The sequence below is a fragment of the Lachnospira pectinoschiza genome (genome assembly GCF_900103815.1).
GTDB classification, from domain to species: domain Bacteria; phylum Bacillota; class Clostridia; order Lachnospirales; family Lachnospiraceae; genus Lachnospira; species Lachnospira pectinoschiza_B.
The window spans coordinates 237,227-253,329 of sequence record NZ_FNHZ01000001.1 but is presented as its reverse complement, the minus strand read 5'-3'; the positions used below and the strand labels follow the sequence as shown (position 1 = coordinate 253,329).

14 protein-coding genes are annotated in these 16,103 nt (G+C 36.1%); all 14 read right to left on the bottom strand.

What is annotated here, in order from left to right:
- Window positions 1–6: 6 nt before the first annotated feature.
- On the bottom strand, window positions 7–1,092 hold the full coding sequence (gene mnmA / locus BLQ66_RS01055; RefSeq protein WP_074520517.1) for a tRNA 2-thiouridine(34) synthase MnmA: 1,086 nt from the start codon (window positions 1,090–1,092) through the stop codon (window positions 7–9).
- A gap of 45 nt (window positions 1,093–1,137) precedes the next feature.
- Window positions 1,138–2,073, bottom strand: a complete 936-nt coding sequence (gene cysK, locus BLQ66_RS01050; protein WP_074520516.1) for a cysteine synthase A — start codon at window positions 2,071–2,073, stop codon at window positions 1,138–1,140.
- Window positions 2,074–2,230: 157 nt separating this feature from the next.
- Complete coding sequence (locus tag BLQ66_RS01045) at window positions 2,231–3,139, bottom strand: LysR family transcriptional regulator (protein WP_074520515.1); 909 nt, start codon at window positions 3,137–3,139, stop codon at window positions 2,231–2,233.
- Window positions 3,140–3,293: 154 nt separating this feature from the next.
- Complete coding sequence (locus BLQ66_RS01040) at window positions 3,294–3,692, bottom strand: hypothetical protein (RefSeq protein WP_074520514.1); 399 nt, start codon at window positions 3,690–3,692, stop codon at window positions 3,294–3,296.
- A 38-nt stretch (window positions 3,693–3,730) separates the two neighbouring features.
- Window positions 3,731–4,585: a LysR family transcriptional regulator gene (locus BLQ66_RS01035; protein ID WP_074520513.1), complete on the bottom strand. Its 855-nt coding sequence runs from the start codon at window positions 4,583–4,585 to the stop codon at window positions 3,731–3,733.
- Window positions 4,586–4,703: 118 nt separating this feature from the next.
- The gene (locus BLQ66_RS01030) at window positions 4,704–6,698 is read right to left on the bottom strand and encodes an oxidoreductase (RefSeq protein ID WP_074520512.1); all 1,995 of its coding nucleotides are present in this window, start codon (window positions 6,696–6,698) and stop codon (window positions 4,704–4,706) included.
- 271 nt (window positions 6,699–6,969) lie between these two features.
- On the bottom strand, window positions 6,970–9,108 hold the full coding sequence (locus BLQ66_RS01025) for an efflux RND transporter permease subunit (protein ID WP_083330215.1): 2,139 nt from the start codon (window positions 9,106–9,108) through the stop codon (window positions 6,970–6,972).
- Window positions 9,109–9,343: 235 nt separating this feature from the next.
- Window positions 9,344–10,969, bottom strand: a complete 1,626-nt coding sequence (locus tag BLQ66_RS01020; protein ID WP_074520511.1) for an Mbeg1-like protein — start codon at window positions 10,967–10,969, stop codon at window positions 9,344–9,346.
- A 44-nt stretch (window positions 10,970–11,013) separates the two neighbouring features.
- A complete protein-coding gene (locus BLQ66_RS01015) occupies window positions 11,014–11,559 on the bottom strand; it encodes a hypothetical protein (protein ID WP_074520510.1) in 546 nt (181 codons plus the stop codon).
- Window positions 11,560–11,568: 9 nt separating this feature from the next.
- A complete protein-coding gene (locus BLQ66_RS01010) occupies window positions 11,569–12,642 on the bottom strand; it encodes a sensor histidine kinase (RefSeq protein ID WP_242869303.1) in 1,074 nt (357 codons plus the stop codon).
- 33 nt (window positions 12,643–12,675) lie between these two features.
- A complete protein-coding gene (locus BLQ66_RS01005; RefSeq protein WP_074520509.1) occupies window positions 12,676–13,347 on the bottom strand; it encodes a response regulator transcription factor in 672 nt (223 codons plus the stop codon).
- A gap of 202 nt (window positions 13,348–13,549) precedes the next feature.
- On the bottom strand, window positions 13,550–14,077 hold the full coding sequence (locus BLQ66_RS01000) for a GNAT family N-acetyltransferase (RefSeq protein ID WP_074520508.1): 528 nt from the start codon (window positions 14,075–14,077) through the stop codon (window positions 13,550–13,552).
- 26 nt (window positions 14,078–14,103) lie between these two features.
- Window positions 14,104–15,051 (bottom strand): L-lactate dehydrogenase, encoded by a 948-nt coding sequence (locus BLQ66_RS00995; protein WP_074520507.1) that lies wholly within the window; start codon window positions 15,049–15,051, stop codon window positions 14,104–14,106.
- Window positions 15,052–15,228: 177 nt separating this feature from the next.
- Window positions 15,229–16,062 carry an HAD family hydrolase gene (locus BLQ66_RS00990; RefSeq protein WP_074520506.1) on the bottom strand — a complete coding sequence of 278 codons (834 nt, stop codon included), beginning with the start codon at window positions 16,060–16,062 and terminating at the stop codon, window positions 15,229–15,231.
- Window positions 16,063–16,103: the final 41 nt, after the last annotated feature.

The window sequence follows — 16,103 nt, the reverse complement described above, 5'->3', positions numbered from 1 at the left end:
AATTTATTAATTTCTTACTATATCAATGATTCGGCCACCGCCAACTACGTCCTCGCCGTCGTATAAAACAACTGCCTGTCCCTTAGTTATGGCTCTTTGTGGCTTATCAAATTTTACTTCTATTCTATTATCATCAAGCTGTCTAACAGTGGCCTCTTGTTCTGTCATGGCATATCTAATCTTGGCCTTGATTTTTCTTGGCTCATAAAGGTCTGGTACGGAAATTAGGTTAATGTTATCTGCAATTAAAGTATCATTAAATAAATCCTCGCTCTCGCCAATAACTACCTTATTCTCCTTAGGATTAATATCCACAACAAATACAGGATGACCCATGGCAATACCAAGGCCCTTTCTCTGACCTATTGTGTAGTGAACATAACCCTTATGCTTACCAATTACATTTCCCTTAAGATCTACAAAATCACCAGGCTCATAACTCTTCTTTCTAAATCTTTCCATAAATGCTACATAGTCACCATCTGGAACAAAGCAAATGTCCTGACTCTCGTGCTTTTTAGCGTTTACGAAATCATTTTCAAGGGCAATCTCTCTAACCTCTGACTTTGTGTACTCTCCAAGGGGGAAGATTGTGTGAGCAAGCTGCTCCTGAGACATGTTATATAAAACATAGCTCTGATCCTTTGAAAGGTCCACCGCCTTCTTTAAAACGTATCTCTTAGTCTCTTCGTTATAATAAATTCTTGCATAGTGACCGGTTACCACATAGTCCATGCCAAATTCTTCCATCTTATCTATTAAACGTCCAAACTTGAAACGCTTATTACATACGATACATGGGTTTGGTGTAAGACCTGCCTCGTAATTGGCAACAAAGTCTTCCATAACCTCTTCCCTAAAAAGATTCTCATAATGAAGAATCTTAAAAGGAATGCCAATCTTGTCACAGACTGATCTTGCATCATTAGTGTCCTTAAGAGAACAACAGGTACTAAGTAAGTCTTCACCTATCATATCATTTTCATAAAGACGCATTGTTGTACCCATGCAATCGTATCCTCTTTTTATCATTAAATGAGCTGAAACGCTACTATCCACGCCACCGCTCATAGCAATTAAAGCTTTCTTCATATAAGTAACCTCTATCTTTTATAAATTAATATCTATCTAAATATTCTATTCAGCAAAAAGTGCTGTTGAAAGGTATCTATCGCCTGAATCAGGTAAAAGAGCCACAATAGTCTTACCCTTGTTTTCTTCTCTTTGGGCTAGAATCTGAGCTGCCTTAAGAGCTGCACCTGAAGAAATACCTACTAATATACCTTCTGCTCTAGCAAATTCTCTACCTTCTGTAAAAGCATCTTCATTCTCAATAGTAATAATTTCATCATAAATTTCTGTATTTAATAATTCTGGTACGAAATTAGCACCAATACCCTGAATGCCATGAGGGCCTGCAACTCCCTTAGATAAAACTGGGCTTGATGCCGGTTCTACTGCTACAACCTTAACATCTGGATTCTGTGACTTTAAGTATTCACCAACACCAGTAATTGTTCCGCCCGTACCAACGCCTGCTACAAAAATATCTACCTTACCATCTGTCTGCTTCCAGATTTCTGGTCCTGTTGTTTCTCTATGTGCCTGTGCATTTGCCTGATTAACAAACTGACCAAGAATAATCGAACCCTCAATCTCCTTGTTTAATTCTTCTGCTTTTTCAATAGCTCCTGCCATGCCCTTAGCACCTTCTGTTAGAACAAGTTCTGCACCATAAGCTCTTAAAAGATTTCTTCTTTCCACTGACATTGTATCAGGAAGTGTTAGAATTGCTCTATAGCCCTTTGTTGCTGCAACTGATGCAAGACCAATACCTGTGTTACCGCTTGTAGGCTCAATAATTGTTGCACCTGGATTTAGAAGTCCCTTTTCTTCAGCATCCTTTATCATATAATAAGCTGCTCTATCCTTTGTTGATCCCGCTGGATTTAAGTATTCTAGCTTTGCAAGAATTGTTGCATTAGTAATTCCTCTTTTTCTTTGATATGCATTAAGCTGTAAAATTGGTGTGCCTCCAATTAATTCTGCTGCACTCTGTTTAATATCACTCATTTCCCATTTCCTCCATAAATTCTAAACTGTATTTCCTATCCTTATAGGATTGCATATATATTATCATCCTTTTTTTTGCTTGAAAAATTCTTAATTCTTATCTCTAGTAATAAGTTTTTCTTATTATACAGCTTTATTTATGTTTTCACAAAATCTATTAAACAATTTCCTTATACTTTAACAATTCCCCAATATAAAGCTTTGCAATATCAGATAAACTGTTATTTTTTCTTACTATATACCCTATAGTTAGTGGATCTTCTTCCTTTAATTTAACACTTACAAAGCCCTCTTTTAAGGCTTTACTATCAATCATAATGCCAGTACCAATAGAATAACCATTAAGGGCCTGCATAAACTCTACTGAACTAGCTCTATCATTAACTTCTATTCTCTTATCCTGATTATAATTAGATAATGCTTCCTCAGGTAAATAAAAAGCCTTATCACTATTTTGATTAAAAGAGACACAAGGATAATCCTTTAAATCTTCAAGTGACACTAATTCTTTTTTGGCTAAAGGATGTTCCTTCCACATATAGGCATAAGTATCCCTTTTTAATAATTCATTAAATTCTAAGCCATACTCTCTAAAAAGCTTTTTTATAAGTCTCTCATTGCTTTTAGTATAGGATATTACTCCAACTTCACTATTTAACTTTCCTACATTTAATAACACATCATCTGTTTTAGTCTCACTAAGGGAATAAATATATTTGCTTGCATCCACGCTTTTAATTGTATTAATAAAAGCATGCACTGCAAATATATAATGCTGAATAGACACATTAAAATGTATCTTATCCTTATTTTTATCTAAGTAGCGGTCTTCAATAAGACTATATTGACTTACTGCCTGCTTGGCATAGGTTAAAAAATCCTCGCCCTCTTTAGTTAAGCTAATTCCTTTATTAGTCCTATCAAAAATCTGTATATTTAGCTCTTCCTCTAATTCTTTAATAGACGCAGATAAAGCTGGCTGTGATATAAACAGTCCACTTGCTGCTCCTCTCATAGAACGAGAATTAGCTATTGCTATAACGTATTTTAACTGTAAAATAGTCATAATTTCTCCTATTCTAGCTCTTTTACCGCCTTCCTAATTCGCTCTAAAGCTTCTTTAAGAATAGCTCTATTGGATTTTGGAAATAGGGTGATAAAAATGTATTGTCAACGATTAGCAAAAGATTTTTTTGCATTTTCTAGACTAGCTAATATTTCTATTCTTCTTCCTCAAAATCAAAATCCTTAAAGAGATACTTTCTAATAAAGAATAGAACTGCAATTGCTGATACACGAATAAGGATAAATAGTGGCTCTTCGTGACCTGCCACAAGTCCTCTTGCAATAGCAAATATAAGAACCTCGATGATGGTACTCATAGAATGTTTAACCAACATTCTTACAAACTCGATTACTAAAACTACGTTAAAGGCTGCATTTAAAATATCTTCAAGATAACTCTCAGCACTTTCAGCGCTAGAAAAATCCATGGCTTCCATAATTAAATTAAAGCCACCATAAATAACACCAACCAATAAAATTATACCAATAATCTTTTCAAGAAAATTCGGTATCTTTGCAATTATTTTTCTTGCTAACTTTTTGCTTTTTTCCATTAATTTCTCCCTTTTGACTTTATTATTAGTTACTCTTTCTAAACTATGGCATCAAGGAAACGTTTAGCTAATTCCTTATCTGCTGAGTCCTCTCTATAACAAGCATATATATCCCATTTAGGAGCCTCATTAATCTTTATAGCCTTAATTTCTCCCTTGTCATCTAAAAACTTTGGGGAAATACCAATGCCTATCTTATTAGCTACTAGTCTGAAAATGGATTCCCCTTCTCCAAGCTTTGCCGAAATCTTAGGGTTAAAGCCCTTTAAATTACAAGCATCAATTAAGTCATTATAAATATGATAATTCTCATTCATGCTAATTAAGGACTCATCCTTTAAATCTTCTATATTTATAGACTTCCTATTCCAGAATTTGTGACCTTCATAGACGTAGGCAACTACTGGGTAGGATTTAACTAGGATGGACTCTAATACATTTTCCTTAACAGCGCCAATTACTAGGCCTAGTGATATCTCGTCGTTTAGCACTTGCTTTAAAATCTTCTTATTCTCATACTCATGCCAAAAGGCTAGAATTTCTGGGTTGTCCTTCATGAAATTATTGATTTCTTGAATATTCACCGCTCTTACTGTACCTGCCGCAAAGCCTATCTTAAAGCGCTTTTCCTTCTCTGACATAGATTCAATTGTGGCAAACATATCATTTAATTCTCTAGTTAAAATCTTAGATTTCTCATAGAAAATTTTACCTGTCTCGGTAGCTATTAACCCCTCCTTTGTTCTTGTAAAAAGTAAAGAACCACACTCTTCTTCTAGATTCTTTATAATCTTACTAAGACCTTGTGGAGATATAAATAATCTGCTTGCTGCTTGTTGTAAACTTTTTTCTTCATAAACTGCTTGAAAGCATTTAAAATTTCTTGTATTCATAACTTAATTTTAATATAAAACGAAAGACTCTACAACATGCATTAACACATTGTAGAGTCTATTTTTACAAGTCTCAAAGTGCGAGACTTATATATCTCTTATTTATAATATCAGTGAATTAGTCGATGTGGTTTGCAACCTCAAAGGCGTCCCAAATACCATACATGATATTTGATACATTTTTAGCATCACCAAGTAAATATGTCTCATCTAATTCATTCTTGTACTTTTCGTAAAGTGAATTCTCGCTTGAGTAACCTACACAAAGAACTACGCTATCTGCCTTAAGTTCCTTAGTTTCCTCACCAACTGTAGCGCTAAGCTTGCCATCCTTAAAGCCTGTAACTCTAGCAGATGTTACAACATCAACTCCGTTGAATGGAATTAATCTTTCAAGCATTTCCTTATTAGCTGAACATAGAGGTCCGTTAACAGCCATAAGTTTATCAAGGGCTTCAACGATTGTTACCTTCTTACCCTTCATAGCAAGGTCAAGGGCTAATTCACAACCAACAAGTCCGCCACCAACAACTGCAACATTATCGCCTGCGTCCTTCTTACCAAGTAATACTTCTTCTGCTGAGTAAACCTTTTCATCATCTCCTAAAGAGAACATCTTAGGTCTTGAACCTGTAGCAAAGATTACTGCCTTGTACTGGCTATCAAGGATTTCTTTCTCAGTTGCCTTAGTATTAAGATGAACTTCAACGCCTAAACGTGCTAATTCATCTTCATACCATTTAGCAAGGGCGATATCATCTTCCTTAAAGGATGGAGCACCACCAGGAATTAAGTTACCACCAAGTCTATCATTTGCCTCAAATAATACTGGCTCATGTCCACGTTCTGCAAGGACTCTAGCAGCCTCACAACCGGCAACACCACCACCAATAACTAAGATCTTTTTCTTCTTAACGATTGGATTTAACTTATTAAGTCTTTCCTTACCTGCCTGTGGGTTAACTGCACAGTTAAGTAATGAGTAAGTCTGAATTCTACCCATACAACCTTCCTGACAGCTAATACATGGACGAACCTGACTAAAGTTATCTCTTCTAATCTTGTTTACAATATCAGGATCAGCAAGAGTTGGACGACCAAGGGAAATCATATCGCAAATATCAGTCTTTATGCACTCTGTAGCTGTATCTGGATTGTCCACACGACCAGCCATAATTACAGGGATATTTACGTTTTCCTTAGTAATTCTAGCAAATTCCTTATATGGAGCCTTTTCCATATACATAGGTGGGTGATTCCACCACCAAGCATCGTATGTTCCAGCATCTACATCAAGGGCATCGTAACCAAACTTCTCAAGAAGCTTAGCTGCTTCAATACCTTCTTCAATGTCACGTCCTTTTTCTTCAAATTCTTCTCCAGGAAGAGCACCTTCTCTGAAATCCTTAATCATTGACTTAAGGGAGAAACGCATTGCAACTGGGAAGTCCCATCCACAAGTCTTAGCGATTTCTTCTCTGATTTCCTTAGCAAATCTTAATCTATTTTCAAGGGATCCGCCGTATTCATCCTCTCTATGGTTAAAGAAGGAAATAGCGAACTGATCAATTAAATAACCTTCGTGAACAGCATGAATTTCTATACCATCAAAGCCTGCTCTCTTAGCGTTGTATGCACCCTTACCAAAGCTTTCTACAATACCTCTAATTTCTTCTTTTTCAAGGGGACGACATGTCTTATCAAGCCATCTATGAGGTACTGCTGATGCAGAAACTGGTGGGAATTCACCTAAGTTTGTAGGAATTGTAACTCTACCAAAACCACCTGACATCTGTAAGAAAATCTTAGAGCCATAAGCATGTACTCTTTCAGTCATCTCTCGGCTAGTTCTTACAAACTGAACTGGGTTATATGTTGAGTTTGGTGTGTTAGGGAATGATGGCTTTTCAACCTCTGTATCTGAAAATGTAACACCAGTAATAATTAAACCAATGCCACCCTTAGCACGTCTTGTGTAATAATCGATACCTCTGTCATTCCATCCGCCTTCGCAATCACCAAGACCAAGTGGTCCCATAGGCGCCATTGCGTAACGGTTTTTGATTTCAAGCTTACCAATTTTAATTGGTGTAAAAAGTTCTTGATACTTCATCTAAAACCTCCTAATTTAATACCTTAATACTTTTGATTTATAAATTTAGAAAATGTATCTCTTTGTTAAATATTTATCATTCTCTATAATTATTTTATACCAACAAATTGTTGTAATCCATAAACTAAGAGTTGATTAAGCTAAACGAATTATTGATAATAATTTATCAATATCAAGTTAAAAATAGAAAAAACTCCCTAAAGATTAGCATCCACTCTAATCTTTAAGAAGTTTTTCCATCTGCTTCTAGGGTTTCATAAGCTGTATGCGCCTAAGCTGCCTTTTCTTCATTAACAGGCTTAAGCTTATTCTTTTTATCGCAAAATTCCATGTTAAGAGAGAGATATGGAATCAGCTTATCACATATAACTAATATTGCCGGGAGAAGTGTTATTGATAAGACAAATGCTACAACTGCGCCCTTACCTAGCATAAGGCCAAGTAATCTTACAATACTTTCTGATGAGGAAAGACCTAAACTAAATCCAGCAATTGCAAGGGTTGAAGCCGATACAAGTATGGACTTAATTGAACTTCCTAAGGTCTTTTTCATCGCCTCTAAAGGCAACAAACTCTTTCTATTTTTAATATATTCATCACTAATTAGGATGGAGTAATCAATAGTTGCGCCCATCATAACAGTGCTTACTACCAAGTAACCAATGTAACAGATTGCCTCACCTGTTACTGCTGACATTGCAAGGGTGATCCAGATAGAACCCTTTACCACTAATACAAGGATTAATGGAATAATCAAAGACTTAAATTCTACAATTAGGATAAGTGCAATGGCAATTAATGTAATAAGGGAAACTCTCTTATTATCTGCCTCAATACACTCCTTCATATCGTATAAGTTAACTGAGTTACCACACATGTAAGTCTCATCTTCGCTGTAATACTGTGCCACCATACCCTTTATCTGCTTGACAGCACTAAAACTTTCTTCACTTTCAGTTTCTAGACTTGTGCTAAGAATAATTCTTGCATAGTCCTCTGAATAGAATTTATCTGCAGTAGCTTCAGGTAAATATTCCATTGGAACATCAAAACCAATTACATTGGCATAAGACATAACAGATTCTACATAAGCTAGATTCTCAAATTCCTCTGCTAGTTTAGATTCTGCTTCTTCATTTCCTCTTGGAACAAGAATAGCTACCATATTAGATTTGCCAAATACATCCTCTATTTTCTGGCTATCCACTGCAAGTCTACTTTCCTTAGCTGGCTCTCCTGATCCGTAGATAAATGTGTTCTCTGACTGTAAATTAAAGCTTGGTATTAACATAATGCCAATAAGTGCAAGTAATACAAATCTAGATTTTACAAGGCCAGAGCCTAGCTTATTAAACTTAGGAAGGAAAGGTCTATGCTTACACTTATCATTTAATTTATAAGTTACTAAAATTAGAGCTGGTAAGAAAATCATTGTTGCCACGAAGCTTAAAACTACACCAGATACTAGGCTGATTCCCATATCAGGACCAATTTTAAAATTCATAAATAGTAGGGCTGCAAAACCAAAAAGTGTTGTTAAACAACTTGCTGAAATTGCCTTTAGTGAATCCTTCATAGCTAACTTCATGGCGTTAGTTACTGAAGATTCTGTATGTCTGTATTTTCCAAAACTATGGGATAGGAATACTGCATAGTCAAGGGAAACTGCTAACTGTAAGATTGGTGCAACGGCTAAGGTAACGTAAGAAATCTCGCCACGAATTAAGCAAAGACCTAAGTTAATACCTGTTGCAACACCAATTGTTGTTAAATAAAGTAGAGGCTCAATAAAGCTCTCAGTAGATAAAATTAATACAAGAATAATAAGTGGTCCAAGTAATGCAATAGCCTTAATAGACTGGCTAATAGCAAGATTTTGTGAAGAGGCCTGCTCAACAGCAGAGCCAATCATGGCATTGTCCTTACCAATTAAATCATAAATATCATTAACTGCTGCCTGCTCATAACCTGTTTCAATTGTTATCTGAAATAGTGCATTTCCATCTTTATAGAAACTCTTAATAGTTTCTGCACTTGTAGGATCAATTAAGCTTTCGTTTAAACTACCATCCTCATTGTAGAGGTACTTTAACTGCTCAATATCCATGTTATCATCGATCCAACCTACATTTTCTACATGGTTAATCTCACTAATTCTAGTCTTATAATCTAGTGCCTCATCAAGTGTTACATTGGAGAGCATTACATTTGCATTAGACATGCTCTCATTGAAGTTTTCAGACATCACTGTAATTGCCTTTGTAGAATTTGCATCCTCTGGCAAATAATCTGACATGTTGTAATTTATCTTAACAAAGGTTGCGCATATTCCCATTACAACTGCAAGTAACACAGTGATTATAATTATTTGTTTTCTCCATTTAATGACCTTATCAGAAATCCAATTCATCTTTATCTCCTTTCAATTCGCTAGGTCTGTCCTTTTGACTTGCTTATTGTAGGAAAGAATTGTTTAACTAATATTTGATTATTGTTTCTAAAATGTTAATCCTAAAATTAACTCAGTCGGGGTACAAGCTCCGACTGAGTTAAACGCTCCGCGAGGATGCGCACGGATTCGGACAGGAATTAGTCTGCAGTAGCAGACCCGAATCCGGCGCGCAAGACTCGCGAGCGAGTCTTGACTATTCCAGATCATATTTCATCTTGTTATAGAGATACACCACAAGATTTATCACATTTGAAATAACAAGATAAGTGCCTAAAACTATGAGTCTATTGCTATTGATGTCATTTGCTAACACCAGTGTTACTGAGCCTATTAAAAATGAGAACACAGCCTCCACTGAAAGAAATATTCTTCTTGCCTTAGTTATTTGACTATCAAAAATTACCCTATGTACATTTTGATAAACCTCTAAGAATAGTATTGCTGCAATCACCAAATTCATTAGGGTATTTAGCATTTCCTGTTTTAAAAAGAGGCAAAGGAATAATGCCTCAAGGACTAAAAATAAAATAAAACGGGTCTTTTTTATAACTATGACATTCTTGTTATTCTTCATTAACTTAAAGATTCTTGTAATCATAAATACGATGATTACAAGAATTATAAGTTTTCCAATATTTTCAAGGGCTTGGCTAGGGGAGGCTATTAAAAAGAAACCTACCACTACTAAGATAAGGCTTTTCCATACATTTTTATTCTTAATAAGTTCCCTTGGTTCCATGACCTTGCTGTTTTTATAAAGGGATTTCACCAGCTTAGCAAAGGCCTGCTTAGTCTTTGGGGCTGAATTTGAAAGACTTAGTAAAATGTCTTCAAAATTTCCAGGTCCCGACTTTTGTAAGTCATAAAAATCCTTGGAGCCGCCGGCTTTCAAGGCTTCAAAAAAGTCATTGGCAAAGGCCTTTCTTTGATCAAGGGTTGCATCCTTAATCCAGTCTCTAACGGAATCATTAAGAAACTGACTCTTCTTAGAGTGACTTGGCTTTTTATTTAAAGAACAACCCACCACCTGCCAGGTCATAATATCATGCTGCAAGATACCATCTACATTACTGCCAACGATCTTAGTTTCCACACTGTCATCTGTTGCTAGTAACATGCCTATTACACAGTACTCTGGCACAATTCTAATAATCCTATCCTTAATTGATTTATAATCCTCTGATTCTAAATAGGCGGGCAAAAATCCCGGCCCATCATTATCATAAATTCTATCTATTCTCTCTTTGGCAGTTGCCTCACACATAGAAGAGGCATAGATAGCTAAATTACCACCCTTTGAATGTCCGCCAATGATATATTTTCTTGTGGAATCTAACAAAGTATCAGATAGATACTTGGCCGCTAGTTTTTGAGCATAGACTACTTCTGAGGCCATCTTAAAATCCTCTTGCCAGCCAACTATAGTCATATCAGTTCCCCTAAATGCCACATAAGTTAGGCTATCACTGATTTCTATATGTACAGCCGCAAACTGAGTCTGCTTGTCCTCATCAATAATGTCCACGTAGTTACTAAGCCTCATGTCCTTGTATCTATTAGACTTAGCAAGCCATTTTAAAAGCTCCACCTTAGTAACTGAAATTATGCTATTGTTAATGAAATCTTCTTCGTTATATTTTTCAAAAAATAATTTAACAGCATCCGCTATTGAAATTGACTCTCCCTTTTTTTCTGGCACAATCCCCTTAAAATACGAATAGGAAATTGCGCAGCACACCACATTATCCACCTCATTAAAGGGGGCAAAGTCAATGGGTACATCCCCTCTCCAAGCTAAATAAGATTCAATATTATCCATAATAAATACCTTTCTTATAAGAGTAACTTCCTACTTTACACTTCTTATAGCAGTAACTTTCTGCCTTTGTCGCAAATTTCATATATCTCATTCATTTTCTTATCCACTAAGGGCCTTATCTTAGCCTCCTTTAACTGGACTAGTTTTCCATAGGTGAAGTTTGCCATAATTGCCATTACAAAGCCCGGAATGCTTAAGACCACTGAAACTAGCTGTAGCTCTGGGCTTCCCACTGCTATCATTACAGCCCCTGCAATAATTAGAACCCCCACAATTCCCATGGATACAGATAGCCCTGTAGCTAAATTTGTTTTAGAATTTTCTAGACTTGCAATCTGCTTCATATTGTCCTCGAAATTTCTCTGCAAGCGGGTAAGTTCTGCCCTATTAAGTATCTTCCTACTTCTTTTAAAATGTATCAAAGTCTTTCCAGCTTTGTTAGACTCTACGATTTTTACTTGATTTTCCTCTACTTCCCAGCCGAAATTCTCAAAACCATAGATGTATAGGCTAACTCTACTGTTATCCACTAATACATCCTTGTAGTCATATTCTCTGGGTTCTCTAGGAGTTATAGTTATGTAACTCATTTTTACCTCCTATTTCTTTCTTGGAAGGCTTACAACAAAGGTTGAACCCTCTCCAAGCTTTGAACTAACGCTAATGTCCCCGTCTAAAAGTTGCAAAATCCTTGAAACTAAGGCAAGGCCAAGGCCATTACCTTCTGTTTTATGAGAACTATCCCCTTGATAAAACTTTTCAAAAACTTTTTTCTTAGTCTCATCATCCATGCCGCAGCCACTATCAGACACTAACACCACTATCTCATCCTCATTTGATTCCTCTTTAATACTAATCTTGCCGTTATTTTCTGAAAACTTAATGGCATTACTTATTAAATTATTCCAAACCAAATCCATAAGTTCTGGATCAGAATTTACAAAAATACTATCCTCAATATCTAACTCCAAATCGATATTTTTTCTTTCCCACTGGTCTTCAAATAAAATCACACTATCGCATAACTGTCTTGATAAATCATAGTTTACAAGCTCAGGTTTTATTGCTTGTTTCTCTAATTTACTAAGCTTTAAAATATTAGTTATTAATGTAGATAGCTTTCTTGAGGCACTAATGATGTTATTAAGCTCAGCCTCCTGCTCCTCTGTTAGCTCTGTCTTTTTTAAAAGCTCACTAGAATTTTGAATAACTGCTATTGGGGTTTTAATTTCATGAGATACATTTGAAAAAAAGTCTGTCTTAAGAGTCTCAATACTTCCAAGCTCCTCAACCATCTTATTAAAATCTGCAATCATTATGTCTAAATAGTCGAGTTTCTCTGGTGTGTGAATTACTGGAATGTAGACGCTAAAATCGCCGTTTGCCACTTCATTAGTAGCCTTTGCAATTTCTTTTAAAGGCTCTTCATAGGACCTATTTATCTGCCATCTTGTAAAAAACGTAAAGCCTAGGGAAATAACTAGCCAATATTCTAATACAAAGATAACTACTAGCCACCAGCTCCAGTCCATATTTTCAATCATTACTATAATTGCATACTGCAACGCAGCCATTACAAGAAAGGCCACAAAAGTCATTATAAAAATTCCCACAGGAAAGTGGCTATTCCTGACTTTATAGCCATTCACCATCTTATAATATTTGTTTTCCATAAATCACCTCGTAGATTTTAGGGATAGATTCATTTAAAGTATTACGGCCTTGTAACCAAGACCTCTTATGGTCTTAATCTCAAAGCCATCGCAAAGGGAGAATTTATCCCTAAGCTTCGTAATATAGACGTCCACTGCCCTAAGGCTAGTGTCCGAGTCGATTCCCCAAAACTCATCCATCAACTGTGCTCTTGAAAATGTCTTATTAGGGTAGGATAACAACTTGAAAATTATATTGAACTCCCTTGTAGTTGTCTGAATCTCCATACCGTCATAAGTTGCCATCATGGCGTCTGCATCAAGGGTTAGCAGACCAATATTTATCTTTCGCTCCATTTCAATATTGGCTCTTCTAAGTAGGGCACGAACCCTTAAAAGTAGCTCATCAAGCTCCACTGGCTTCACCATATAGTCATCAATTCCAAGCTGGAAGCCCTTTTGCTTTGCAGGTAAGTCATCCCTTGCAGACATGAAAAGAATAGGAATTGTCTTATTGACCTTTCTAATAGTTCTAGCAAATTCAAAGCCATCAATTCCCGGCATCATAATATCTGAAATAATTAGTTCAAACATGTTGTTATACATGGTATCAAAGGCCTCCTCAGCATCTAAGCAGCCTACCGCCTTAAATCCACTTTTGCTCAAATATGAACATACAATCTTATTTAGATTTTCATCATCTTCTAAAACCAAAATATTAATCAAAACACTACTTCCTTTCCTTTAGCATTGCTTAAGATTACCATAGAAATGTTTCTAAATTGTTTACGGGACTTGTTATCTTTATTATAACTTTTATTCTAATAATTTAGCAATAAATAATTATTATGAAAATGCAAAAGCACCCGATAGTTTTATACTATCAGGTGCTGTATTTTTATATTTATTGATTAGCTTTTATCATCCTCTAGAGTTTATCATCTTCTAGATCCCATATCTTAATTCTTGTATAGTACTCTTCTTCATCTTCATGATGAATGTAGGCACCATTTTTAGTCTGAACCTTTAAGGATGCTGGATTAGTCTTTCTAACTGACAGATAAAGCTCATCCTCTAAAATAATATCTCTAGCCATATCAAGGGCTAAACTAAGACCTTTTGTGGCATAGCCTTTACCTCTATATTCCCTAGCAATTCCATAACCTATATGGCCTGCGTGCTCCTTTAAGAAATCATTAAGATAATGTCTCACTCTAAACAATCCAACGATTTTATCTTCATCCCATAGAAAATAACTAGTCTGTGGCACATATCCCTTCGGCAAATCAATACCTTTTGACATATTTATAAGTCCTGGTAAAATCTTGTCTTTAAAGTCCTCTAAACTACAACCAGTATCTGGATTAGTAAAGCCGTTCTCGTCTTCTGGTGTGTTAGTAATAAACTCATATTCTTTTTCCATGTCTTCCATGTTAGCTTCTTTTAGATAAATCATAGACTGTCTCCTAATTCTAGTTTTGATTAAAATACATCATCTATTACTTTTTGTAAAGTACTAGCTGATTCCTTTAAGGCCTTTTCTTCCTCTTGGCTTAAAGAGATAGGCACAGTGGCCTCTACACCATTTTTACCAACAATTGCTGGCATACTAAAGGCAATACCTGAAACTCCGTGATTGTCATGTTGAATACTTGAGATTGGAAGAATTGTCTTCTCATCTCTAATAATCGCCTCTAAGATTCGGCGAACTGACATGGCAATTCCGTAGTAAGTTGCACCCTTCTTATTAATGATTTCATAGGCGCTATTCTTAACGTCTTCAGCGATTCTTTGCATTGCTTCTTCGTGGTGGAAATGTCCACGCATCTCACAGAATCTATTGATTGGAATACCTGATACATTGGCACTACTCCAAACAGCAATCTCGCTATCGCCGTGCTCTCCAACGATAAATGCATGAACTGAACGGCTATCAACATCTAAATGCTGACCAAGTAAATACTTAAGTCTAGCTGTATCAAGGGTTGTACCTGAACCAAATACTCGATTCTCAGGATATCCGGATAGTTTCCATGCTGTATAAGTTAAGATATCTACTGGGTTTGCAACGATTAGCATGATTGCATCCTTGTTAACCTCAGATATCTGTGGAATAATTGACTTGAAAATAGAAACATTTTTCTTAACAAGATCAAGTCTTGTCTCCCCTGGTTTCTGGCCTGCGCCAGCTGTAACTACAATAACTGCAGCATCGGAAATATCCTTGTAATCACCTGCATAAATCTGCATTGGCTTTGAAAATGGAAGTCCGTGGCTTATATCAAGGGCCTCACCTTCCGCCTTGTCGTGATTCATATCAATTAAAACCATTTCTGAAAATAAGCCACTCTCCATAATGGCAAATGCAGAAGCAGCTCCTACAAATCCACAACCTATAACTGCAACTTTTCTATTATTTAATGTTCCCATAAAATATACCCCTTTCTAGGTGCATATAATCGTAGACTAAAACTAGTCCTTGCATCTGTTATAATTATAACGAACCATGCAGATAGTGTAAAGCGGACATTCTAAATCCGCTTCGCTACTTCCTCATGAACGCAGTGGCACTGCGTTCACCTAACTATTCAATAGTTTATAATTTACTTATATTAAAGAAAAGTGCTTAAAGGCCTTGTAAATTCCATCTTCATTTACACCATCTGTTATGTAATCTGCCATTGCCTTGATTTCATCTCCGCCAGATGCTACCGCTACGCCAATGTTACATTTTTCAAGCATTGGAATATCCACCTTGGCATCTCCAATAGCTATGGTATTCTCTATAGATTCCCCTAGATGCTCAAGTAAGACATCAATGGCCTTGCCTTTATCAATATCCTTAACTCCTAAATCCCCAAAGAGTGCAATCTCTCCTGCACCGCCCCAGGTTGAGGCCTTAAGCCCAGGAAATTCCTCAATAGAATCTAGGTGATCTTGATAACTTGAAAGAATAAAAGAAACTTTATTTACATCCTCTCTATAAAGATCTGCTCCAAAAATCATATCTGGAAATGCATCTCTAACTGTCATATTACTAGAATCTTTACCTTTTCGACTAGCATATTCTCTAATGGTTACTTCTCCCTTTTCTTCAAAGTTTTCTGAAGCATATAAACCACTATTACACTCTAAGTAAAACTCTAGTTCTCTTTTATGAAGCCAATCCACGATATGCTTAGTTTCTTCCTTACTTATCTTTTTGTGAAGAATTACTTTATCAGCATCCTTTACATAGGCTCCATTTCCGCCTATCATGCCATCAAGGCCAATATCCCAGATATAATCATAAACCTCTGCTTCTGATCTTCCAGTACAAATATAAACCTTGTGGCCATTGGCTCTAGCTTCTCTAATAGCCTTAGTTGCTGACTCAGGAAGCTTTCCTTCATAGTCAACAAGTGTGCCATCTACATCAATTAATACTATTTTTTTCTGCATAAAGCCTCCATTTCTTTTGCTTGCGTGACGGGCGGTGCCTA